Source organism: Sphingobacterium shayense (assembly GCF_013179575.1).
Lineage (GTDB): Bacteria > Bacteroidota > Bacteroidia > Sphingobacteriales > Sphingobacteriaceae > Sphingobacterium > Sphingobacterium shayense.
The window spans coordinates 1-22,995 of the sequence record NZ_JABMCQ010000029.1 but is presented as its reverse complement, the minus strand read 5'-3'; the positions used below and the strand labels follow the sequence as shown (position 1 = coordinate 22,995).

The 22,995-nt window shown below is 40.9% G+C and carries 18 protein-coding genes; 10 read left to right on the top strand and 8 right to left on the bottom strand.

What is annotated here, in order from left to right; genetic code table 11:
* Positions 1-3 precede the first annotated feature (3 nt).
* From HP439_RS05605 to HP439_RS05595, 3 genes are all read left to right on the top strand, one after another.
* On the top strand, positions 4-1,230 hold the full coding sequence (locus tag HP439_RS05605) for an MFS transporter (protein WP_172389363.1): 1,227 nt from the start codon (positions 4-6) through the stop codon (positions 1,228-1,230).
* A gap of 123 nt (positions 1,231-1,353) precedes the next feature.
* Positions 1,354-2,907, top strand: a complete 1,554-nt coding sequence (locus tag HP439_RS05600) for a sulfatase (protein ID WP_246229267.1) — start codon at positions 1,354-1,356, stop codon at positions 2,905-2,907.
* A 173-nt stretch (positions 2,908-3,080) separates the two neighbouring features.
* A complete protein-coding gene (locus tag HP439_RS05595; protein ID WP_172389362.1) occupies positions 3,081-3,683 on the top strand; it encodes an NAD(P)H-dependent oxidoreductase in 603 nt (200 codons plus the stop codon).
* A 251-nt stretch (positions 3,684-3,934) separates the two neighbouring features.
* Here HP439_RS05595 and HP439_RS05590 read toward each other — a convergent pair whose 3' ends face one another.
* A complete protein-coding gene (locus tag HP439_RS05590; RefSeq protein ID WP_172389361.1) occupies positions 3,935-5,188 on the bottom strand; it encodes a glycoside hydrolase family 88 protein in 1,254 nt (417 codons plus the stop codon).
* 460 nt (positions 5,189-5,648) lie between these two features.
* Positions 5,649-6,185, bottom strand: a complete 537-nt coding sequence (locus HP439_RS05585; protein WP_172389360.1) for a 5' nucleotidase, NT5C type — start codon at positions 6,183-6,185, stop codon at positions 5,649-5,651.
* 566 nt (positions 6,186-6,751) lie between these two features.
* Between HP439_RS05585 and HP439_RS05580 the strand changes: the two genes are divergently transcribed.
* Positions 6,752-7,873 carry a Fic family protein gene (locus HP439_RS05580; protein WP_172389359.1) on the top strand — a complete coding sequence of 374 codons (1,122 nt, stop codon included), beginning with the start codon at positions 6,752-6,754 and terminating at the stop codon, positions 7,871-7,873.
* Positions 7,874-7,937: 64 nt separating this feature from the next.
* On the opposite strand, the gene HP439_RS05575 is transcribed toward HP439_RS05580, so the two are convergent.
* Positions 7,938-8,285 carry an RloB domain-containing protein gene (locus HP439_RS05575; RefSeq protein WP_172389358.1) on the bottom strand — a complete coding sequence of 116 codons (348 nt, stop codon included), beginning with the start codon at positions 8,283-8,285 and terminating at the stop codon, positions 7,938-7,940.
* 303 nt (positions 8,286-8,588) lie between these two features.
* On the opposite strand from HP439_RS05575, the gene HP439_RS05570 reads away from it, so the two are divergent.
* On the top strand, positions 8,589-8,996 hold the full coding sequence (locus HP439_RS05570; protein WP_172389357.1) for an ATP-binding protein: 408 nt from the start codon (positions 8,589-8,591) through the stop codon (positions 8,994-8,996).
* A 354-nt stretch (positions 8,997-9,350) separates the two neighbouring features.
* Here the strand turns inward: HP439_RS05570 and HP439_RS05565 are convergent, their stop codons facing one another.
* From HP439_RS05565 to HP439_RS05555, 3 genes are read right to left on the bottom strand one after another with little or no spacing between them, the layout of a single operon-like run.
* Positions 9,351-9,773: a hypothetical protein gene (locus HP439_RS05565; protein ID WP_172389356.1), complete on the bottom strand. Its 423-nt coding sequence runs from the start codon at positions 9,771-9,773 to the stop codon at positions 9,351-9,353.
* 6 nt (positions 9,774-9,779) lie between these two features.
* Positions 9,780-10,208 carry a helix-turn-helix domain-containing protein gene (locus tag HP439_RS05560; RefSeq protein ID WP_172389355.1) on the bottom strand — a complete coding sequence of 143 codons (429 nt, stop codon included), beginning with the start codon at positions 10,206-10,208 and terminating at the stop codon, positions 9,780-9,782.
* Position 10,209: 1 nt separating this feature from the next.
* Positions 10,210-10,731 (bottom strand): hypothetical protein, encoded by a 522-nt coding sequence (locus HP439_RS05555; protein ID WP_172389354.1) that lies wholly within the window; start codon positions 10,729-10,731, stop codon positions 10,210-10,212.
* A gap of 763 nt (positions 10,732-11,494) precedes the next feature.
* Here HP439_RS05555 and HP439_RS05550 point away from each other — a divergent pair.
* The 5 genes from HP439_RS05550 (at position 11,495) to HP439_RS05530 (ending at position 20,692) form a co-directional block, all read left to right on the top strand.
* Positions 11,495-13,114, top strand: a complete 1,620-nt coding sequence (locus tag HP439_RS05550) for a DUF6377 domain-containing protein (protein WP_172389353.1) — start codon at positions 11,495-11,497, stop codon at positions 13,112-13,114.
* 236 nt (positions 13,115-13,350) lie between these two features.
* On the top strand, positions 13,351-16,314 hold the full coding sequence (locus HP439_RS05545; RefSeq protein ID WP_246229265.1) for a SusC/RagA family TonB-linked outer membrane protein: 2,964 nt from the start codon (positions 13,351-13,353) through the stop codon (positions 16,312-16,314).
* Positions 16,315-16,327: 13 nt separating this feature from the next.
* A complete protein-coding gene (locus HP439_RS05540) occupies positions 16,328-17,848 on the top strand; it encodes a RagB/SusD family nutrient uptake outer membrane protein (RefSeq protein ID WP_172389352.1) in 1,521 nt (506 codons plus the stop codon).
* 17 nt (positions 17,849-17,865) lie between these two features.
* The gene (locus HP439_RS05535) at positions 17,866-19,359 is read left to right on the top strand and encodes an endo-1,6-beta-glucanase (RefSeq protein ID WP_172389351.1); all 1,494 of its coding nucleotides are present in this window, start codon (positions 17,866-17,868) and stop codon (positions 19,357-19,359) included.
* A gap of 10 nt (positions 19,360-19,369) precedes the next feature.
* Positions 19,370-20,692 carry a DUF5125 domain-containing protein gene (locus HP439_RS05530; RefSeq protein WP_172389350.1) on the top strand — a complete coding sequence of 441 codons (1,323 nt, stop codon included), beginning with the start codon at positions 19,370-19,372 and terminating at the stop codon, positions 20,690-20,692.
* Between the two features lie 259 nt (positions 20,693-20,951).
* Here HP439_RS05530 and HP439_RS05525 read toward each other — a convergent pair whose 3' ends face one another.
* Together HP439_RS05525 and HP439_RS05520 are read right to left on the bottom strand one after the other, a co-directional pair.
* Positions 20,952-22,259: an ATP-binding protein gene (locus tag HP439_RS05525; protein WP_172389349.1), complete on the bottom strand. Its 1,308-nt coding sequence runs from the start codon at positions 22,257-22,259 to the stop codon at positions 20,952-20,954.
* A gap of 463 nt (positions 22,260-22,722) precedes the next feature.
* Positions 22,723-22,890, bottom strand: coding sequence for a P-loop NTPase family protein (locus tag HP439_RS05520; RefSeq protein ID WP_172389348.1), 168 nt, complete (start codon positions 22,888-22,890; stop codon positions 22,723-22,725).
* Positions 22,891-22,995 lie beyond the last annotated feature (105 nt).

Below are 22,995 nucleotides of genomic sequence, written 5' to 3'. Positions count from 1 at the left end.
CGTATGACCCTCTCATCGAACAGATCATTTTATCCTTGGTTAGTAGTAGCCCTGCTCTGGGTGGTCGCTTTTTTAAATTATTTCGACCGCCTGCTCATCACCTCAATGCGCGACCCGATCGTCGCTGACTTCGCCATTAACGATGCACAGTTTGGACTACTGACCTCTGTTTTCTTGTGGGCTTACGGTCTGGTAAGTCCCTTCGGCGGCTATCTAGCCGATAAATATTCTCGAAAAAAGCTTATAGTATTCTCCGTTGGAGTATGGTCTGCAGTAACCCTATGGACAGGGTATACCCAATCGTTTTCTGAAATATTGATAACTCGGATACTGATGGGCGTGAGCGAGGCTTGCTATATCCCTGCCGCACTCGCGCTTATTACTGATTATCATTCTGGCAAGACACGATCAATAGCAACGGGGCTACATATGTGTGGGTTGTACACCGGTTTAGCGCTTGGGGGACTTGGCGGTTACATAGCGGAGGCCTGGGGATGGCGCTACGGTTTTCATGTATTTGGCGCTTTCGGTGTATTATATGCATTTTTACTGTTGTACCTGCTTAAGGACGCTAAAAAACCACAAAACGAAAACCTCCAGAATAACCCCTCGGAAGAATATTCGGTTGGTGAGGCTTTAAAATCATTGTTTAAAATTCCTTCGTATTATATAATCCTCTTTTTCTTTTCCGCTCTAGGGATGGCCAACTGGTTGGTAAACGGGTGGCTACCTACCTTCGTTAAAGAGCAGTTTGATTTAAGCCTTGGCAGTGCAGGTATCTCCGCCACAGGATATATGCAGGTAGGGTCGTTTATCGGAGTGATTGCAGGTGGTATTCTTGCTGACAGGTGGGTACAAAAGAATGTTAAAGGGCGACTAAACGTGATTCTTCTGGGATTCTGCATTGGTGCCCCATTTCTGTTCTTGCTCGCTAGCACCGCTTCTTTTGGAATCGCCGTGCTAGGGATGATTGTTTTCGGGCTAGCTAGGGGTGCTAACGATGCAAACCTGATGCCTTTACTAGCGCAAGTGATCAATCCCCGATACATTGCAACAGGATATGGTTTTTTAAATTTTCTAAGCACCATCGTGGGCGGTTTAATGGTTTATCTCGGCGGCGCATTAAAAGATGCTAACGTGAATCTTTCCATTACGTTCCAGGTTATTGCCGTCCTGCTGCTTTTAGCAACCCTAAGCCTGCGATTTATCAAAATAAAACATAACAATTAATATTCATCCAGCGAATGTCAAAGACCAGTATTCCGCCCACTGAGGAGTGTTCTTGAAGAGCATACAGCCCGTAAAGGTTTCTCCCGAGGCTCCTTGTAGTTAATACATTAAAAACATATTGATATGGATTATTCAAAACATTGTTCTCTCCAACGTATCCTACCGAAGTTAGCACTGCTATTGCTACTAATCACGTGGAACAGTGCTACCGCATCCACGGGGGGAAAACAAATCCTTAAAAATCTCATGGAGCAGCAGGACACAAGCACCACCAAGAAACCCGCTCGGCAAAAAAATGTCCTTTTTATTGCTTTCGACGACCTGCGCGCGAGCATCGGCTGCTACGGAGACAGCATAGCGCTCACGCCCAACATGGACAAACTCGCCGCTAGAGGCATCCGCTTTAACAATGCCTATTCTCAGCAGTCCGTATGCGCCCCATCTCGCGCCTCCGTACTAACGGGACGACGCCCTAACAGCACCAAAGTGTGGGACCTGGAGACGCACTTCCGAACAGCACTCCCACAAGTCGTAACTCTTCCCCAATATTTCAAACAGCACGGCTATTTCACCCAATCTGTAGGCAAAATATACCATGACCCTCAGCAAGCACAGGACCCTCCATCCTGGTCCGCGCCGGAGATTCTTGCGGTAACCGATAAATTCCTCGGACGCTACGCATTAGTCGAGAATACAGATGTCTTGAAAAAATCGAGAGGTTTCAAAGCGCATGCGACCGAGCGTGCGCAGGTGCCCGATAACGCGTACATTGATGGGATGGTCGCTGACAGGGCAATCAGTGTTTTAAATAGAGTGAAAGATAAACCATTCTTTTTAGCTGTTGGCTTCCGCCGGCCTCACCTGCCATTTGTTGCCCCAGAGAAGTATTGGGTACTATACGATAGCATCCCAATTCCTCCACCTACAAATCCCCTGCCACCCAAGAATGTTCCAGAGATAGCACTACATAACTGGAAAGAGCTTCGAGGTTATACCGATATACCTAAAAATGATCCAGTTACTGACCCTGAAAAAATCCGCCAGCTGTTACAGGGGTATTACGCCAGTACGAGCTTCGTGGATGCTCAGCTCGGTAAACTCCTTAGCGAGCTTGATCGCCTAGGGCTAACTGAAAATACCATTATCGTTCTGTGGAGTGACCATGGATTCCATCTAGGAGAACATGGCCTTTGGGCAAAAACGACTAACTTTGAGCTCGACACCCGCGTGCCACTCATAGTAGTCAACCCCGGTGAACCTCTCAAAAATGTAAAATCAGATGCTCTGGTGGAACTAGTAGATATATACCCTACGCTGGTCGATCTGGCGGGGCTTCCGATTCCCGAAGATTTAGAGGGCTTAAGTATGGCGCCACTACTCAAGGACCCTCAAAGATCATGGAAATCTGCAGTCTTCTCGCAGTTTCTGCGCGAACGAAAAGACAATGATATTATGGGCTATTCCGTCCGCACTAAAGAATTTCGTTACACCGAGTGGCAAGATTTCCAGACGGACGAATTCATCGCTTGCGAACTATACGATGAAATCAACGATCCAAAGGAAACAGTAAATTTAGTCGGGCAGAAAGATCAACAGCAGAACGTCAAAGCGCTATCGGAGGTACTCCGAAAAGGATGGGAAGCCGCTTTACCGATAGCAAATCCTCAAAAGCCCTAACCCTGTATCTACGTGTTCTATTCATCTTCATTAATTAATGATGGACGCTGCTTCATGAATAGCTTGCCCAATAGTATATTTTATCCTATTTTTATTTCAATAAGATAACGTTTATTATTTCAAGCTATTTCCGTCACTTTTCCTCGGAAAACTGACAGTAGAAAAGATCCGAGATGAATATTTTAATTGTTTACAGCCACCCAAGTAAAGAGTCTTATACCTTTCAAATACTTAAACAGCTGGAGAGTGTCTTGACAGAACAACGTTGGAACGTTGAAATAACCGACCTGTATGCCCAGAACTTTCAAAGTAGTATGACAGAACAGGAATACCATAGAGAAGGATCTGCAAACACAACGCTGCCAGTATCTGAAGACGTGCTGAAAGAGCACAAAAAAATAGAAAAAGCAGATTGCATCATTTTTTTATATCCCCTCTGGTGGAGCGATTGTCCGGCAATAATGAAGGGATGGTTTGACAGGGTATACTCGGTAGGCTATGCCTACGGTCACCAACCATCCCTTCCGAAAATGAAAGTTATCAAATATGGAATAGCAATCTGTACCGCTGGACATCCGAATGATTTTCTAAACAAAACTGGCATAGAACAGAGTATGAGAACGATAATGCTTAACGATAGACTTGGAAATCGGTTTGAAAACAAAGAGATGTTCATTCTTGGGGGAACTTTATCGGTTGACCGCGTAAAAGAAAAACACAAAAGTCAAATCAACCAATTAGCAAATACTATTAAGGCCTTATTTTCTCAGGAGTAATGTATGCAGAAGACTCCTGTAGGCACTGACTAACGGAACTATCGCCTTTCTGCCATTGCATTTTAGAACGATCAATTTTGTGGTTATCCTTAATTTCAACAGTCAAACTTCAATTACATCAATAAAGTGAATTGCAAGGGAGAAATCGTCCAAGTTAAACTTCCCTGAGCTAAGGCAAACCTACATGTTTTATACTGGACACTGTCGCAAAACGATCGTGACAGTGTTCAGCAATAAATACCACACTGCGCCTATCGGGCGGCCACTTCTAGAACCGCCGACTTGCCTTCCAACAACCGCTTATAGCGAACTAGCGCCTCCACGTAATAGTAATCCGCATAGGTAAGCGGAACATCAACTTCAGAGTTCAGTGGCAACGCCCCGACGCTATGTTGCAGAATATATCCACCGTTTTCACCTAATGGAGCACGGTAAGGCTCCTGAGATAACGTAGTTATGATCTTCTCAGCCCACTGCATATAACGCGCAGCCTCCTTTTTAGTAACATATTGCGAAAGCTCCACCAGTGCCGAAGCATATAAAGCCGCTGCTGAAACATCTCGAAGGTTTCTATTCTCGTACATTTTATCTTCTTTAGGAATCTGGTCCTTATCAAAATCCCAATATGGCACTAGATCGCTAGGCATACTAGGGTGGTTAAAGATGTAATCTGCAATTTTCCGAGCTTGTCGAAGATACTTCTTGTTACCTGTTTCGCGGAACATCATGGTATATCCATATAAGGCCCAACCCTGCCCTCTTGACCAAGCAGATTCGTCAAATGCACCTTGATGTGTCTTCTTGCCGAGGACAGCTCCTGTCTTTTCGTCATAATCAATTACATGATAAGAACTATAATCTTTACGGAAATGATTAGCTAAAGTCGTGTTCGCATGCGAAACAGAAATATCGTACAAATCGCTATTACCTGTAATTTTTGACATCTGCAAAAGGAACTCTAAATTCATCATATTGTCAATGATAACCGGATAGTGCCACGGCTTATGATTCCAAGACCGGATAGTTTGTGTCACTGGATTGAATCTACTGGCTAGAGAACGTGCCCCGCTAACCAGTACATCTTTATATCGAGTGGAATCTCCTGTGATACGTAAAGCATTTCCAAAACTGCAGTACAACATAAAACCTAAATCATGGGTTCCAGTGTTATCCTTTTCTTTTGCTAAATAATCCAGCTTTCGATTTGCAAAATCCAATAAATTATTCGACCCCGTAGCCTCGTAAAGATAAAGTAACGTTCCTGGATAAAAACCGGAACACCACCAAGAAGATCCAGAGAATTGCTGCTCACCTTTCGAAAAAGTCCTTGGAAATTTTTCGTCCGGTGTTGCTTTGGCTAAAAATGTAATCTGAGACGCCGCCACCTCCAGCTGTTTATCAACAAATGCTTTTGTTAAATGCAGCTCATCCTGGCTTTGCGCCTGCACGTCCACATGAAAACTCAATATCATCGATATTGCTAAAATAATGTTTGAAATTTTCATAACTGATTTTATAAATAGGGCTAAATATAGCTCTTATCCACTACTGATTTAAAGCCGAAATCCAAACAAAACATAAAATATCACTTTAATAATGGATGCAATCGTTTGTCCAATTTGAAAATAATTCTAACGGATGAAATGCCAATATACAGAATTATTGACCGTATTTGTAATAGGGATTGACCAGTATATAACTGCTTCGCGCTAGGTCACGTTTTTAAACCGGTCCCGACGTTTTGGAACAAGCGAAGGCTAACCTTTCCTAAAAAAACATCGCCAAAAAACACGCCCAGCGATCCGCAGACTTACCGAGCTAGGCTATTGCTATTTTAGGAAAAAATATAAACTTTAGATTAGGAAATAGGTTATGAAGACAGCATAACGTTAACCGTTTACGCTTCCGCATTTGCAAATAAAGAATATATTTATCGGGTGATCTGTGTCGGTGCCCTCCATAGACCTATTCCTCGCCGAAAAAATATCTTTCTGCATCTTTCCAGCCGTTTAACCTCTCAAATCCTGTCTCATGGATATTATGATATGAGTTAAAGATCAAACCCGTTCCGGAAAATGATTTAAGATTATAAATATGATCATCGATCATATAATCCGCGTTTATAATTCCTTTATTTCCACAAAAAACAATCTGATGCCAAGTAATAAATGGAAAATATTCCGCCAACCAATTATATTTTTCGACTAAACTCCATGGGAATTCCATCGCTGCAGACACGATGAATACATTAAAATGATCATTTAGTCGCTTGACGACTTCTTGTGCGTCTAGACTCACCGGAAGTGTACGAAAGAAATCGGGCATAGCCAAATACCTATATACAGCTTCTGGATCGTCAAAGCATTTTTCCTCCGGTTTACCTTGAATCGCAGCTTCTGTAATTCGAATCCCAGTTTTATTGAAATGATAATCCAAATAATGAGCCATGTTGTTGGCAAGAACGCCATCCATATCTATGGCGATAGTTTTACGTGTCGACATGTCGAAAGATAAGAAAATTAAGTGTTTAAATATATGATCATAAAATTATGTTTGTTTTAACTTATTTGCACCAATCGATGATTAAATTTGATCAGCAGGCTTAATTTCTCCAATAGGGTTGATTGTTAGCTAGCAGTCTGTAAACATGTCGTAGACAATTTGGTCGCACGCTTGAGGGAAATCATCCTCCTTTAGCATCTACTGAACAATTAATGACAATGTCTATTGTAGGCTTCCCTCTATCACTTCTTTTCCGTTCTAAATCAACAATAACGGTCCCGTAGTCAACGCCTTAGGTTGTATATTTATTCCTTGGACCACTCTTAATATAGTCGAAGAGCTAACCGGTAGTCCAGCATAACGACTGATTGCTGAACTATCAACGATGTGGTAACGGGTAAGATTAAAGTTGTTGATTAAAAAGATAGTGTTTTATTTTAGCATCGAAATCCTTATTTAAAAATAACATCAAATTTTTAAATAAGGATTTTTTTATTTAATTTAGCATATTGAATTTTAAATAAGTACTCACCTTATTTAAAATTCAATCATAAATTCTATTCCAAATGAAAGACTTCAAAGCAGGAACCTATATTAACCAAGGATATTACAAAAGCTTTCAGCCGACCGAGCTGAACAAGCAATGGTTATTGGCGGATATGGAGATACAACAATTGCTGTCACAAGCTGACCGGCAAATGGGTCGTTTGGATATGTATTCCGAATATATCCCTAATATCGACTTGTTCATTAGTATGCACGTAGCCAAGGAAGCTACACAGAGTAGTAAGATTGAGGGTACACAAACTAATATAGAAGATGCCTTTTTGAATAAAGAAGATTTGGGTGTTGAGCGAAGAGACGATTGGGTAGAAGTTCATAATTATATAGAGGCCATGAACAAAGCTATTCAGAAGCTCCACGATTTACCTTTTTCATCTCGGTTAATCCGCGAAACACATCGGATATTATTACAAAGTGTCCGTGGAGAACATAAATTGCCTGGCGAATTCCGTACCAGTCAAAATTGGATAGGTGGTGCCAGTATAAATGATGCTATTTTTATACCTCCTGTACATACTTCTGTGCCGGAATTGATGAATGATTTGGAGAAATTTGCTCATAACGATGAATACTTTTTTCCTGATTTGATAAAGATTGCATTGATACATTACCAGTTTGAGACCATTCACCCTTTTTTGGATGGAAATGGTCGTGTAGGGCGTTTATTAATTACGCTTTACTTAGTAGATAAAGGAATTCTTAAAAAACCTGTTTTATATTTATCAGATTTTTTTGAACGCAACCGAGGACTGTATTACGACAATTTGATGCGTGTTCGTACGCATAGTGATATGAAACAGTGGTTGAAGTTTTTTTTGGTAGGCATCATAGAAACAGCAAAAAGTGGGGTGGCTACATTCGATGCCATATTAAAATTGAAAAAGGAGAAAGAAGAATTAATACAGAGAAACAGTACACGAAGCCATCATTTACTCAATATTTTAGAACATTTATATCAACGACCAATCATCAACGCCCAACAGGTAGTAGAATTTACAGGCGTATCAATGCCGACTGCCTACAAAATTATTGATGAAATGGAACAGTATGAGATATTAAAAGAAATGACGGGCGGCAAAAGGAGGCAAATATTTATGTTCGAACCTTATATAAAATTATTCTAATGGTAATTATGAGACATAATGTATATTCCGGAAAAAGTATGAATCGGAATGACTGGTAAACGTTCTAGCGGACTAGTGGTAAATTATATACCGGAATATGCAACCTTGTGTTTTCAATCGCTTCAACAATCAATATAGACATACTATTTGGGTTAAAACCTCCTGGTATTTTACTATGCAAATACTCTATAAATGTTAAAAATTGACCAATTTCCTTCTCGTTTGGAGGAAATTGAAAATGATGGTAGCACTGCCAAATTTCAAAACTTCGATTACTCTGAGCCATAAAAACCTTAAAAGTGTTTTCTACTTTAGCATTACAATAATCCTTTAACTTGTTAATTTTTCCACCAACATTCCAATCATCAGTATCAATTACAAACCAGATTTCGTCATGTTCATTATTCGACAATTTTGTATTCCGAATCGATACTAAAAAACTTGGCGTCACAAAGCCCCATAAGTTTGTCCGGAGAAGTTTGATTATTCTCTGGTGGCACCGTTATAATTTGCAAATTGCTCGAAAATTTATCGAAAAAACTAAAGTCTACTGAACAATTAATGACAATACCTATCAATGGTATCTAATTCGAACGTATTAATTATTTCAGAATTATATTTTTAAAGATATTCCAAAATTAATTTTCAGATAATCCAAAGTTTAACAACAGATATTTCAAAGTTTAAACTCAGATAATCCAAAGTTTTTGCATATTTGGTAGAACTAACTCCTGTGAATCCGGATATTGCCAACGCATTTTTCCGTAGCGGCTATGTAGAATCATGGGGCCGCGGCATCAGTAAAATGACGGAATTGTGTGTTGCAGAAGGGCTTCCTAAACCGGCCTACCTTGTGGAGAGTTCAGATTTTTGGGTAGCGTTTAAAAAGGATATTTATAACCCAGAGGATCTGGAAGCGCTTGGATTGAATAATAGACAAGTCAAGGCTGTTCTGTTTGCGAAAGAAAAAGGAAAAATTACAAATAGTGACTACCAAACCTTGAATTCCATATCGAAAAGAACAGCGACAACTGAATTAACAGCATTGGCAGGTAAATTTAAGGTTCTTATTAAAACAGGTACTTCCGGTTCAAGTATTTCGTACAAGACAGTAGGGCAATAGTGGGGCAAAAACGGTAAAAGTCGGGCAATATAGCATGAAATACGTACGCCTTTGTTACGTTTCAAAAACTACAATTGGAATTTATAACCACAAGGACAGGGCTCGCAAGATCTAGAAAGATCCCCCAACTTATCGATGATCATTTTATCGTCGGCAGAGCACCCCGGGAGAATCATATTGCTTCACTCAAGAAAAGAGCAAAGGAATTTGGCTGCAGTATACATGATCTCCACTACGATGGTTGTCCAGACATTAAGTGGTAATAGTAGTGCAATAGCTCACAAATGGATTAAATCACAATATATTTGAACCTGTTTAGAAGAGTGGTTGACTCAACCTTAATCGCAAACGCTATTATATTTTATATTTTAGAATATCATTAGGATTGATCACGGGCAAAATAAAACCATTGAGATTTGTTTCACCCATTTTACCATACAGTAATCCGCGCAACGTAGAATAAGAAATCCCGATCAGTGTTCCTACGATCTGTCCTGTAAACACCTTGTCCTCTTTTTCTTCCACCAAAAAATCCAAAATATTATCTACTTCATAGATAAATTCATACAAATATTCAGCAAATTTTGTTCCTTCACAAAGGAACGATATAAGAAGAGTTATTTTAAATGATTTTTTCTCAAGGTTATGCTGCACTCTCTGAGCGATTCGCAATGCAAATTTTTTGTCCGATAAATCGCAATGATTGTCAAAATATTCCTTTTGTGGAATAATCTTCCTAAGTTCTATCTTTTCAGGTATAATCTTTCCGCTCTTCATTATCGTTTAAGAATTGGCGTATTTAAATCCTCCTTTGATAAAAGAATCTTCAAATTGATAACCTTCTTGTTCGTTAGAATTTGATTCATAACGGACATACGTTGTAAAATATACTGTATTAACCTCAGGTTCGATATTTATAATATCACATTCTAGAGCGCTTTCTATTGCCGTAATTGTCCGCATCGTGAACGTATGCTGCCCAGATAGCCATTTAGAGACCTCCGATTTTTGCTTCCCCATTAATGCAGCTAAATCAACAGCTCTAAGGCCCTTATTTTTTAATACTTCTTGAATCTTATTTGCTATAGCTAAGTTCTTTTTCACCAACCTATCAATTGCTGGATCACCGTGCTCTTCTAACCAATTGTCTATAATCCCCTTATCCAATTTATTTGGATTTTCTTGATTGGATTTTCTTCTTGAAATTTTCATATTAATAATATAGTTTAAAACTATCCTCGTAAGCAATATCGTAGTAATCATCAGTCCAGCCTATCTCCCCGCTACGTATATTCTCATCAATCATTTTAGACAATTTATTAGCTAAAATAAATGGCATTCTTACATTATCACAATTTTGCACCTTAGGCGCGGTCTTAATCCCGCCACCAAATAATATAACTACATGCTCATTCAGTCTATGACAATACAAACGAAGCGGATTGGCTTTTTCTTCTTCATTTTCTATATATGAAGGTTCTCGTGTTACTCCTCGAGGCGGAAGAGCCGCTGCATTATTCTCATTTCTAAATAAATGGGATTGCGCCCCATATTTATTACCAATTTCCCTAATCCAAGATAATACATGATTCAATTTATTCCTTTCTTCAACTCCAAATTTTTGTAAAAACAACTCGAATATCGATGAATCATCCTCGTCTCCGTTTTCTACAACGGAATAATAGACAACCTTTTTATACTTTTGAATAAACTTTATAGTAGCAAAATTAGACATAATTAGTTGTTAATCAAACAAAAGTTCATTAAAAAATAAACTTTATTGGTGGTTTTACGTTTATTTATCGGTACTCGATAAGCGATCGGACGACTATATAACACTGCGGTGCCCACGGATTGAGCTTCAAAAACCACAGCCTCGTCTAAAGACGATGCCTCATCTTATCGCGTTCAAAGTAGAGATTTCAGTCCCAAAACCAGCCGTATGTTTATACTTACTTTCAATGTATTCTTCGAACCTTTAAATCTCTCCGATAATTTCTCCATAAGATTTACAAGACTATTTCTAATCGAGAAAAAGCTTTCAATTTTACCCCACTATCATTTCAATTAGCCTTGTTTTTTCCGAACAATGTACATTCACTCTGTTAAGCGTTGTGAAAAATACTAAATTTTTACGAATTTCTAAAAAAATTAGTAAACAATACATGTTTCTACGACAAATATTTTATAAGAATTTACTTGATTAGGTGTAAAAACTAAACTTATTTTTAGCCCCTGGTATCATAAAAGTATCGACTCAGGCTCAACGATACTGTTCAAGACGTCACTGAAGCACTAGATTTAGCCCTACTGAACAATACATATTAAAACATGTTAGGCGAAAACATTCTTTGTGCAAGCAAGGCGCCATTGCACCAGTGACATCTCAAGGAACGCAGGCTATCTATATACAATAGCATCATCTTCTAACAGCGACACACCCACCCCTCTCCAATAATTTTATACTTTTGTAAAGAAGAATTATAGCTTGTTTTAAAATGCACAGATTGCTTATTTATTTATTTCTAACTATCCACACCTCTGGATTTGCATATCAATTTAACGATTCTGTACGCACAAGACTCGATTTCACCCTCAAAAACAAAGAGAGTTACAAAATTGAAAAACAAAAAAAGGTCGCTGCATTAAAAGATTCAATCTCCCTCGTCGCAGGATCATTTCATCAGCATTACACACTGAATAACAATATCATTGAACAGTACGAAAAATTCCAAATCGATTCAGCAATATTTTATGTGCAGAAAAATGTTCATCTAGCACAAAGAGCGGCAAACCAACATGCGATGAATGAATCCAACCTCAAACTAGCTGGTTTATTTTCGTCCGAGGGAAAATATATTGAGTCCCAAAAAATTCTCAATGAAATTCAAAGAGAGAGTTTAGATTCGGCGCTGCTACCTCTATATTTTACCACACTCACCGAATTTTGCAGCCACTACGGTCAGAGCAGCAATAGCGCAAGCTATTATCAACGGAGCGAGCTTTACCGCGATTCTCTCTTGCAGGTATTGGATCCCAGCTCTCTTGAGTACCAAATAACGCTCGCAACCACAAAGTTGTATGCAAATGGGGCTACCGGGGCAAAGGAAATGCTCGAAGAATTGCTCGAACGGACATCGGATAACAATCCCGAACGTGCCGTTATCGCGTATTATCTGGGCGTGATTGCTAAACATAACAACGACCTTGATGCGCAAATTAAATATTTCAGCATTTCGGCGATAACCGACATGCGTCTGGCGATAATGGATAATGCGTCTCTACAAAACCTTTCGCTTGCCTTTTACGAAAAGGGTGATATTGAGCGTGCTTATCAGTATATCCAGCAGGCTATCCAAGATGCTATATTTTGTAACGTCCGTTACCGCACCATTGAAAGTACAACCTTCTATCCGTTGATCAACGCTGCTTTTCAAGATAAAGAGCGTAAAGAGAAACAGTTCCTTATACTTTCGCTCTCCGTGATCACCTTGCTTTCGCTACTGCTTCTAGGGGGGATCATCAAAGTTAATAGACAAAAGAAAAAATTAAGCATCATCCGCGCAGAATTGCACGCTACAAACCAAGAACTACTTCAATTAAATGAAACACTTAAAGAGTCGAACAGTAACCTACTAGAAGCAAGCCATATCAAAGAAATCTACATCACGCAGTTTTTCGAGATCTGCTCGAGCTACATCGAAAAGCATGAACAATATCGCAACGCGCTGTATAAACATGCGATCAGCGACGACCTTCGCCAGCTGAAAAAGGAGCTCAAAACAGATAACTTCGTTAAATCTGAACTCGACGAGCTGTATAGGAATTTTGATGTCATCTTCTTAAATCTATACCCGAATTTCATCACCGAATTCAGAGAGCTGTTAGTCGCTGACCAAAAAATTATTCCGGCTGCGTCTGAATTTTTAAACACCGAGCTCCGCATATATGCCCTTATAAAATTAGGAATTAATGATACAACAAAGATCGCTCGTTTTCTGCGCTGCTCATTGCAGACCATTTATAACTACCGCGTGAAAGTCAGAAACAGTATCCTGGGAAGCAAGGAAGAATTCGAAAAAGCAGTCCTGTTAATTGGTGGATTTGAAAAGAAATAGCTTCGCTTCCCTTTTTTTGACATACTATTTGCTCAGACGCCAAATAAAACAACATATTGTAAAACAAACCATTACAAATAAAAACAACCTACTTTTTACTTCTATAGGTACCGATCGAGTCGTTAGTCCGCGATCTTCCTGTTAAATTTGTAATTAATAGTCTCTGATAAACCTAAAGTAGCAGAGAGCTAACAATTATTATACAAATACGCTTAATCAAACTTATGTTAATTTCTATGTTGAGATTTAAAATTCTCGCTTTTATCTTTTTTGCGCTATGCACGATTTCACCTGCACTGGCCCAAGAAAATATTCAGGTAACTGGAACACTTCACGATGCTGCAACTGCCCAAACAATTGCCGGAGCGACCGTAGCCGTAGTAGGGACTTCAATCAGCACCCTGACGGATGCCCAAGGAAATTTTACGCTATCCGGCGTTCCCCCTGGCAGTGATTTGCAGATATCATTTATCGGATACAGCACAGTTACCTTACGCGCTGCAAGCACGCCAATGACAATCGAACTCAATCTAGCTGACAATATGCTGGAAGATATCGTAGTCATCGGCTACGGATCGGTAAAAAGGAAGGACGTTACAACAGCCATTTCCACCGTGTCTACCAAAGACCTCGATCAGCGGCCGATTACAAACGTTGCCCAAGCAATCCAAGGTAAGGCAGCGGGTGTTGCCGTGACGCAGCCAAACGGAGCTCCGGGATCGGAAATGTCAATCCGTGTTCGGGGAACAACGTCCTTCAATGGTAGCAACGATCCTTTATACGTTGTCGACGGTGTCCCTGTGGATAATATCCGCTTCCTTTCCCCGAGCGATATTACCAGCATGCAGATCCTGAAAGATGCTTCATCAGCCGCAATATATGGTTCCCGTGCAGCAAACGGCGTGGTGCTGATCACCACGAAATCTGGTACCAGCGGCCAAGGGAAAATAAGTTTCAACACACAGCTCACACAAAATGTTGTGACCAGCAACGTGGACGTTCTCAACACCCAGCAGTATATGGAACTCCAAAAGGAAATCGGTCTGGTGACGCTCCCTCCAACCCTAACGGACCAAACGGATTGGTTTAAAGAAACCTATCAGAATGGGCGTATACAAAACTATCAGGTCTCCATCACCGATGGTACCGAGAAACTCAAATATTTCCTCTCTGGAGGATACGTAGACGAATTGGGTGTTATAAACAGTACCTTCTTCAAGCGTTATAACTTCCGGGCTAACGTCGACAATAAAATTCGTCCTTGGCTAACGGTAAATGCCAACGTGAATTACGCGGACTACACCGACAACGGTGTAAGCACCGGGACAGGTGCAAATCGTGGTGGCGTAGTGCTGTCCGCAATAAACACACCTACATTCGCACCAATTTGGGATCCGATGAATCCCGATCAGTACAACTCCAACTTCTACGGAGTAAACATTACCAGTCCGCTGGAAAATATGGCCCGTAGCGCGAACAACAGAAATAAAGAAAATAGGCTTTTAGCCTCTGGAAGCGCACTGGTAACGCTCCTTCCTGAACTTACTTTCAAATCATCCTTCACGCTGGATAGAAGAAACTCTGTTAACACGACGTTCCTAGATCCCATTTCGACCTCTTGGGGTCGTAACCAGCGTGGGGAAGCATCGGACACCAGAAGTATGAATACCGTGCTAACGTTCGACAACGTGCTAACTTACACCAATACGTTTGGCCTTCATAACATCGAAGGAATGGCCGGTTCGTCTTGGACAGATTCAAAATATACCAATAACTACATCTACGGATCGCACTACTCGAGTGATTTAATACGCACGCTCAACGCGGCGAACAAGATATCTTGGGACGGAACAGGTTCAGGGGCGTCCGAGTGGGCAATCATGTCCTACTTCGCTCGCGCCGCCTACAACTACGACGGACGCTATCTTTTAACAGCGAACATCCGTACCGATGGGTCCTCGAAAATACATCCAGACAACCGCTGGGGAGTGTTCCCTTCCATGTCCGCGGCATGGCGCCTATCGGCAGAGGAGTTCCTGAGCGACGTTTCGTGGATGAATGACTTAAAGATCCGCGGTGGTTGGGGGCAAACAGGTAATCAGTCCGGTATCGGTGATTATGCTTATTTACAGCTTTATAATATCCAACGTGTTGAGTGGTTCAAGACGGACCAAGAGAACGCGCTGCCTACGATCACGCAGGCCAACCTAAGAACGCAAGACTTGCGCTGGGAAACAACAACGCAAACAAATTTCGGTGTTGACTTCACAGGATTTAATAACCGCATCACTTTCGCAGCGGACTACTACCATAAACGGACCAAAGATATGCTTATGTTCGTTTCGTTGCCTGCGGGAGCAGCTGCAGCTAGCAGTATAACAAGAAACGAAGGTGAAATGACGAACAAAGGTTTTGAGTTCTCGGTGAGCAGCAAAAATCTCACAAAGGCATTGACCTGGGATACAGAGTTTAACATCTCGTTTAACAGAAACCGCCTTGAAAGCTTAGATCTGCAACAGATCTACATGGATGGTCGCACGAGCGAACTCGTAAATGAGCAGGTCGTACGCAACGAGCCAGGAAGATCAATGGGCGGTTTCTACGGATATATATCGGACGGCGTTGACCCTGAAACTGGCGAGCTCATGTACAGAGATCTAAACGGAGATGCGAAAATATCCTCTACTGATCGTACCTACATAGGTAATCCCAATCCGGATTTTACATTCGGATTGACCAATAACCTTTCTTGGAAGAACTTCAACCTGAGCATCCTGTTCCAAGGCGCATATGGTAATGATATCTTCAACGCTTCACGAATGGAAACCGAGGGGATGTACGATGGTAAGAATCAGACAACAAGAGTGCTTGATCGCTGGCAAATACCCGGTCAACAGACTGACGTCCCTAAAGCAGGGTACACAATGCGCAACTCGACTTATTTTATAGAAGATGGAAGCTATTTACGTTTGAAGAACCTATCGCTAGGCTACGACTTCGCAGGAGAAAAACTCAAAAATATCGGGATAAGCCGCCTACAGCCTTTTGTTTCGGCCAGCAACCTATTAACCTTTACCAAATACACAGGAATGGATCCTGAAGTAAACCAGTGGGGAAATAGCGGCGCCGTACAGGGGATCGATTGGGGAACCTACCCACAGAGCAAAGCTTTTGTAATTGGCGTTAACCTTGAATTTTAATTGATCAGAAATCATGTTACATATATTTTATAAATCTCTTTTTATTTCTACAGTGGTGCTCCTAACCGTATCCTGTTCGTTGAACAAGGATCCCCTAGATTCTTTCTCTGACGTCACCCAAGGTGTTGATGAAACAGGTAAAGAGGTTGTCTTCAAAGACAAAGCTGCTGTGCAGAATCATCTACAGACCATTTACCGTCAGATGCGCGACCGGCAAGAACACTGGTATGTTGATATGCTACTCATAGCGGACGCCCATTCGGACAACGCTTATGCTGGAACCACGGGTGCCGAAGTGGTGCCATTTGAAAATAATGCTATTGAAGGGTCGAACTCCGTTCTACTGCGCGACTGGAACCGTTATATGGAAGATATCGCACGAGCTAACGTTTTGATCGTAAATATAGACTCTGTACAAGACAACGCGCTGACCACCGCGGAGCGCACGCAAATGAAGGCTCAGGCAAAAATTTTCCGTGCTCTTGTACTCTTTGACATGGTTCGTATATGGGGAGACATTCCTGTCATCACAACTATAGCGGGCGATATCACCTCAGAAACAATAGGTGAGGTCTATGATGACTACTTTCCTGCACAAAACACAGAGCAGGAAGCATATCAACAGATCGAAAAAGACTGCTTAGACGCAATATCTACAGCGCCCGATACGGATCCTAGCGACAAAACGCTCTTCACAAAGTCTGTCGCAAAGGCACTGTTAGCGAAAGTATACGCAGAGAAACCACTCCGCGATTACAACAAAGTAATCCAATACGCTGATGAGCTCGCCGCAGAAGGCTACGCACTAACGGATAATTACAACGATCTGTTCGGTATGAACCAAGCACAGACGGACATAAAAATGCGCAACACCAAGGAGTCAATCTTGGAAGCACAGTTCTTCTCCGGAAGTGGAAACTGGGCGACATGGATGTTTGGTCGCGATCTGACAAACTATGATAACAGCTTCACATGGGCCAAATGGATCACACCCTCCCGCGATTTAATAAAAACATTCGAGCAAGAAGGAGATGATATACGCTTCAACGAATCGATCGTCTACTACGCAGCAGGATGGAGCAACTATTATCCGGCCAGTAACTATCCGTTTATGTTTAAGCTTCGCTCGGCATTTAACAGCATCATAAAAATTCGTTATGCCGACATTCTTTTGCTAAAAGCCGAAGCGCTCATCAATGGGCCCTCACAAAATCTGTCAGCGGCAGCAGCGATAATCGATCAAGTGCGTGCTAGAGTCGAATTGCCACCACTTAGTAACGCAACTAAATCGTCATCAGAATCGATGCTTAATGCCTTACTTAAAGAAAGACGGCTGGAACTGGCTTTCGAAGGACAGCGCTGGTTCGACTTAAAACGACTAGATAGGATAGAATCCACAATGAATGCCGTTTACAACAAAGACGAAGGACGTCTGAAGCAGATATATCCTTTTGACAACAATTCCTATCGGTTGCCAATCCCGCAAACAGTGATTGATCAGAACCCAAAAATTGTTCAAAATCCCGGCTATTAATTTTTTACAGCAAATCCATGAAAACTCAAAATAAAAAATCTATGTTACTTACCTTTTTGTTAGCAGGAGCGATCGCAACATCTTCATGCACACACGATAGTTTTACTCCCTCAGATAGTTCTGGAACCAAAACCGAGGGTGACGTTAAGATCGTTGTCACTTCTAACAACCGGGTTTACGATCTTTATACGCATTACAAAGATTTTAGCAGCAAAGACAATATGTCGCCTAACACCATTACGTTAGATCCAACGACCACATTCCAAACAATGGATGGCTTTGGGGCAGCAATTACCGGCTCGACCTGTTACAACCTTCTAAAAATGGATAAACAAGATCGTGAAAAATTTCTACGCGAAACTTTTTCCGACACCCAAGGGATCGGAATGAGCTATATCCGTATAGCAATCGGGTGTTCAGATTTCTCGCTCTCAGAATACACCTGCTGGGACACTCCGGGCGAAGGAAACTTTGCCTTACAAGACGAAGAGCTAAACTACGTCATCCCTATCCTAAAAGAAATTCTAGCAATAAATCCAAACGTACAGATCATCGGATCACCTTGGACAAGTCCAAAATGGATGAAGGTAAATAATTTAAATGATCTTCAGCCCCACGACTCCTGGACCGATGGCCAGTTGAACCCTAAGCACTACCAGGATTACGGAACCTACTTTGTTAAATGGATTCAAGCATTTCAGCAGCAGGGGATAAACATCGATGCAATAACGGCTCAGAATGAACCTTTGAACCGTGGAAACTCCGCGTCATTATACATGAGCTGGCAGGAACAACAGGCCTTTGTAAAAGAAGCCTTAGGACCAAAACTCCGTGCGGCAGGTCTGCAAACAAAAATATATGCGTTCGATCATAATTATAACTATGACAATATAGACTCGCAAAATGATTACCCGATCAATATTTATAACGACCCGGCAGCCGCTTCGTTCTTAACAGGATCTGCTTACCATAATTATGGAGGTGATAAAGCCGAATTACTAGATATCCATGAGCAGCGGCCAGACAAAGAAATAATTTTCACAGAAACCTCCATCGGCACGTGGAACGATGGTCAAAACCTGACAACCCGGTTAATGGAAGATATGCAGGAGGTCGCACTGGGAACGGTAAACAATTGGAGCAAAGCGGTCATCGTTTGGAACTTGATGCTCGATTCGGAGAGGGGACCAAACCGAGAAGGAGGCTGTCAGACATGCTACGGTGCTGTTGACATAAACAGCAGCAACTACAAGACGATTATCCGTAATTCCCATTATTACATCATCGGACACCTTTCGAGCGTCGTGAAACCGGGAGCTGTGCGCATTGGAACCAGAGGGTATACCGCAGACGGATTCATATACAGTGCCTTTAAAAACGTCGATGGTAGCTTCGCTCTTGTGGCACTAAACAATACCAACGAAGTTCAAAATATTACAATAGCCGACGGCACTAGTCATTTCAGTTATGAAATTCCTGTGAAAGCTGTTGCATCCTACCAATGGAAATAATTGTTAGCATATGAAAAGTATTAATTTCAAATATTATTGCATTCTCGCTTTGTGCGCGGTATTTTTCTCCTGCGAAAAATCGGAGAATGAGACTACCGGAAACCCAACCATTGACCTTCAATCAGATTTTTCATCTGCTTTATTTGGTGATAGCCTTGATTTTAACGTCGCAGTTTCCGACCCGCAGGTTCCCCTATCCACGGTAAAAATTCAACTGTTTTATACCGATGACCTCGTTCAGGAAACGGTGGTTCGAACAAAAGAAAACGGCAATTATGCGGGCAAGATATGGGTGCCATTTTATAAAGATGTTCCTAATGCGGTAGCTACAATCAAAGTCGTCCTTCAAAATATAAATAAAACGATAACTGAGGAAAGCTATGAGCTAAATTTGTCCAGACCCGATTTTCCATTCCTAACGCTAGTTACTTCAACGGGCGAATACAAAATGGAAAAAGTAGCAACCAATCAATATGCTGCGACACAGAATTTTCCATTCTCGGTAAAGGGATACATTAAAAGCCCGAAAGTTGGAGATAATGGCAACCAGATGACCTTCGGGTACGAAGGAAATACCGTTGTCTTGGGGTCAACAACGGAAATTCCATTCTCCAACTCAAGTTCGGGGAACTATAGTATTTCTTTCAACACATTTGATTTCAGCGCCTCACCGTTTATTGTTGCTTACGCAGTAAATGGCTCGGTCATGAAACGTGTAAACGATAATCTTTTTTACACCGACCTTCAGCTTAATCAAGGAGAGGAAATGACAATTGATGGCTTTGAAGATCTCTCTGACTGGTGGATTGATTCTGATTTCATTACGACTGACGGAAATACTTTTAAGTTCGCCGCAATCTCGGGGAAATACAAAATTTCGGCAGACTTAGAGAAAAAGTATTTTATTGTAGAAGCGATGGATCAAAATGAGCTAGCGACTTTGCGCGAAGACGGAACCGGTGCAATTTGGATTATAGGTGAAGGTATAGGTAAACCTGCGTTAACAAACGCTGTAGGATGGACCACCGAGAAAGCATTGTGTATGGCGCCAATCGGAGGTAAAAAATACCAGATAACCCTTGTGGCAGGTCAAACCGTTAACGCTGACAACATAAACTTCAAATTCTTCCATCAAAAGAACTGGGGAGGAGAGTTTTCATCAGCGACGTTGACCACAACTAGCGATCTGATCTTTGTGGGTAATGGCACGAACGGACGTGATTCGGGGAATCTTGGGATTACACAAGGTCAGGCGTTAGCCGATGGCAAAACATATGTGTTAACAGTCGACCTTTCCGCAGGGAATGATAAGGCGACATTGACGGTGAAATAAATTTAAACTAAACATCATAACAACTGAACGAGGGGAATTCGGATAGTGAATTCCCCTCTGTTTTTAGATAGCTTAATCCAATTTCATATTTATTTATCCTACACCGAACCAACAAATTTCGCAGATAGACTATATAATTTAACAAACATCAATCGGAATTAGACCAATGAAAGCGAGGCAAAGGAGTTCTCTAATTCAGCGCCAGTTAGGTAGAAAGGAGCGAACCATTCACTTGACAGCCTCTTAAGAGCTAACATCATTACGATCGTAACAACCACTTCCAAGCCGGCATTATTTTCACCTCTACCCCGTCGATAGTCAATTTTTCTTCCTCATCGAGTGTAATAATCCATCCCGTTTCCGCTTTGCAATAAGCGGCGGCGTTCAGCAATCCTTTTATCTCTCTTTTCCTCGTGTCCGAATCGGTTAACGTCCAACTGACTTGGACAGGTAAAGCAACACCTCCTTCTTGATACACCACAAAATCGCATTCTCCCGAGGCATCTGCATAATAATAGATATTGTTTGTGTAAATACTACCAAATTTAAGATACAACTCTTTAAATATGAGATTCTCTAACAGTAACCCATTATTACCTGTATATTGTGCAGTATTAGCATTTAATAATCCATTATCCAACCAATAGATTTTTTTATCAGATTTTTCACGTTTGCTGTCCGAATAGTCAAAACGACTAATCCTCTTAAACAAATATGCCTGTTCCGCAATATCCATCGCCTCATAAACGCTATTTATGCCAACGCTATATTGCTGCGATTTGAGATGATTATGCAATCGTCGCGTACTTACAATTTTTCCAATAGTTGAGGCTGCTTGACGGTATAGGCTTCTTAAATAACTATAGTTACTTAATTGGTTATATTCTATAATATCGCGCAACAACATCGCATTGTAATACTCCTGTAAATAGGCAATACTTATTTGCTGCGAGGGCAAATTTATAGTTTCTGGGTACCCCCCGCGAACCAAATATTGATGAAATAAGGCAATGGTTTTACTTTTAGCTAGACCATATTCTGATGGTTCAATATTACTGAATTCACAATACTCTTTAAAAGAAAGAGGTAATAACTCGATCGCTATACTGCGGCCGCGCAATACTGATTTAAGCTCAGTATGAAGCACAGAGCTATTACTACCGGTAAAGAAAATTCTTTTGGAAATAGTTTCGTTGATCCGATTTAAAAAACGTTCCCATCCTGGTGCGGCTTGTACCTCATCAAAAAAAAACCACGCGTTTTTTAACTCATTTTCTGGATTGAGTTCCTGCCAAGCTTGCAAAATTAAATCGAGTTGATGAGGTTCGAATTGTATACGCTCATCTTCAAAGTTAAAATAGATAATATACTCGGCGGATACCCCCCGAAGTGTTTTTAGTTCTTCGATAGCCAACTGCATGGCTGAGGTTTTTCCAACACGACGAGGGCCAATTATAGCCTGAATTTTTTCAAGATCCAATGATATTCCTGTATAACGCATCCGAAGCCCTTTAGCGAGATTTCTTTCTTGATTTTGAATCAATATTTCCTTTATCACTTCTTTCATAAATATAAATATACGAAAAATGTCTCTGTAACAACTACGATTTCTCAACATATTGTCGTTCTTGCAGTGACAGTTTCTTGAAAAAGAATTGTATTCTTTAAACTTATATAATCCCGGCTAGGACGGTAGACAGCTTCGTCGCAAAAAACTTACCATATTCGTAATGGTTGCATCGTCAACGCTGTGTCTCCACTAATTTCACGGTGTCGATCTTGAATATCATCGACAGAAATAGACAAAAAGCACGATGTTCCTGCAAAAATCAGATCTTCCCAAACGACAACCCAAGTAATGAATAACTGATGACTCGTCCACTTAAATCTGCCTGACCTCGATAGATATCTAATGCAGATGTCGCTGAAAAAATTACTTTTAACGGAGGTATTACATCATATATATTCTTGAGTTCTCTTTACGAAGAGAGATATTTATGTACTTCGTCGATGAATAATATCTCCCCTCCTTACTGATACCAGTCCATCGAAGTGTCTAATAAGCTGTGACTACAAAACCAAGGATGATCAGCCGTGACGTATAACGCTTTACTGAATTGATCCCCTAAGTCATATTTTAGATCCTGCAATAACAACGTAGTACTGCCTGCTCCTCGGGGGTCTTTTATACCGATCATTCGGGAACCCAATTAATTTGGTCATACAAACTTCTCCGAAAATTATTGGCAATATTCTTAGAGGAATATCTTGAAAATTTAATATTATTTCCATTTTGCTGTTTT

Coding starts and splice junctions, on each gene's coding strand:
- HP439_RS05605 (WP_172389363.1), top strand. CDS start 4: ATGACCCTCTCATCGAACAGATCATTTTATCCTTGGTTAGTAGTAGCC.
- HP439_RS05600 (WP_246229267.1), top strand. CDS start 1,354: ATGGATTATTCAAAACATTGTTCTCTCCAACGTATCCTACCGAAGTTA.
- HP439_RS05595 (WP_172389362.1), top strand. CDS start 3,081: ATGAATATTTTAATTGTTTACAGCCACCCAAGTAAAGAGTCTTATACC.
- HP439_RS05590 (WP_172389361.1), bottom strand. CDS start 5,188: ATGAAAATTTCAAACATTATTTTAGCAATATCGATGATATTGAGTTTT.
- HP439_RS05585 (WP_172389360.1), bottom strand. CDS start 6,185: ATGTCGACACGTAAAACTATCGCCATAGATATGGATGGCGTTCTTGCC.
- HP439_RS05580 (WP_172389359.1), top strand. CDS start 6,752: ATGAAAGACTTCAAAGCAGGAACCTATATTAACCAAGGATATTACAAA.
- HP439_RS05565 (WP_172389356.1), bottom strand. CDS start 9,773: ATGAAGAGCGGAAAGATTATACCTGAAAAGATAGAACTTAGGAAGATT.
- HP439_RS05560 (WP_172389355.1), bottom strand. CDS start 10,208: ATGAAAATTTCAAGAAGAAAATCCAATCAAGAAAATCCAAATAAATTG.
- HP439_RS05555 (WP_172389354.1), bottom strand. CDS start 10,731: ATGTCTAATTTTGCTACTATAAAGTTTATTCAAAAGTATAAAAAGGTT.
- HP439_RS05550 (WP_172389353.1), top strand. CDS start 11,495: ATGCACAGATTGCTTATTTATTTATTTCTAACTATCCACACCTCTGGA.
- HP439_RS05545 (WP_246229265.1), top strand. CDS start 13,351: ATGTTGAGATTTAAAATTCTCGCTTTTATCTTTTTTGCGCTATGCACG.
- HP439_RS05540 (WP_172389352.1), top strand. CDS start 16,328: ATGTTACATATATTTTATAAATCTCTTTTTATTTCTACAGTGGTGCTC.
- HP439_RS05535 (WP_172389351.1), top strand. CDS start 17,866: ATGAAAACTCAAAATAAAAAATCTATGTTACTTACCTTTTTGTTAGCA.
- HP439_RS05530 (WP_172389350.1), top strand. CDS start 19,370: ATGAAAAGTATTAATTTCAAATATTATTGCATTCTCGCTTTGTGCGCG.
- HP439_RS05525 (WP_172389349.1), bottom strand. CDS start 22,259: ATGAAAGAAGTGATAAAGGAAATATTGATTCAAAATCAAGAAAGAAAT.
- HP439_RS05520 (WP_172389348.1), bottom strand. CDS start 22,890: ATGATCGGTATAAAAGACCCCCGAGGAGCAGGCAGTACTACGTTGTTA.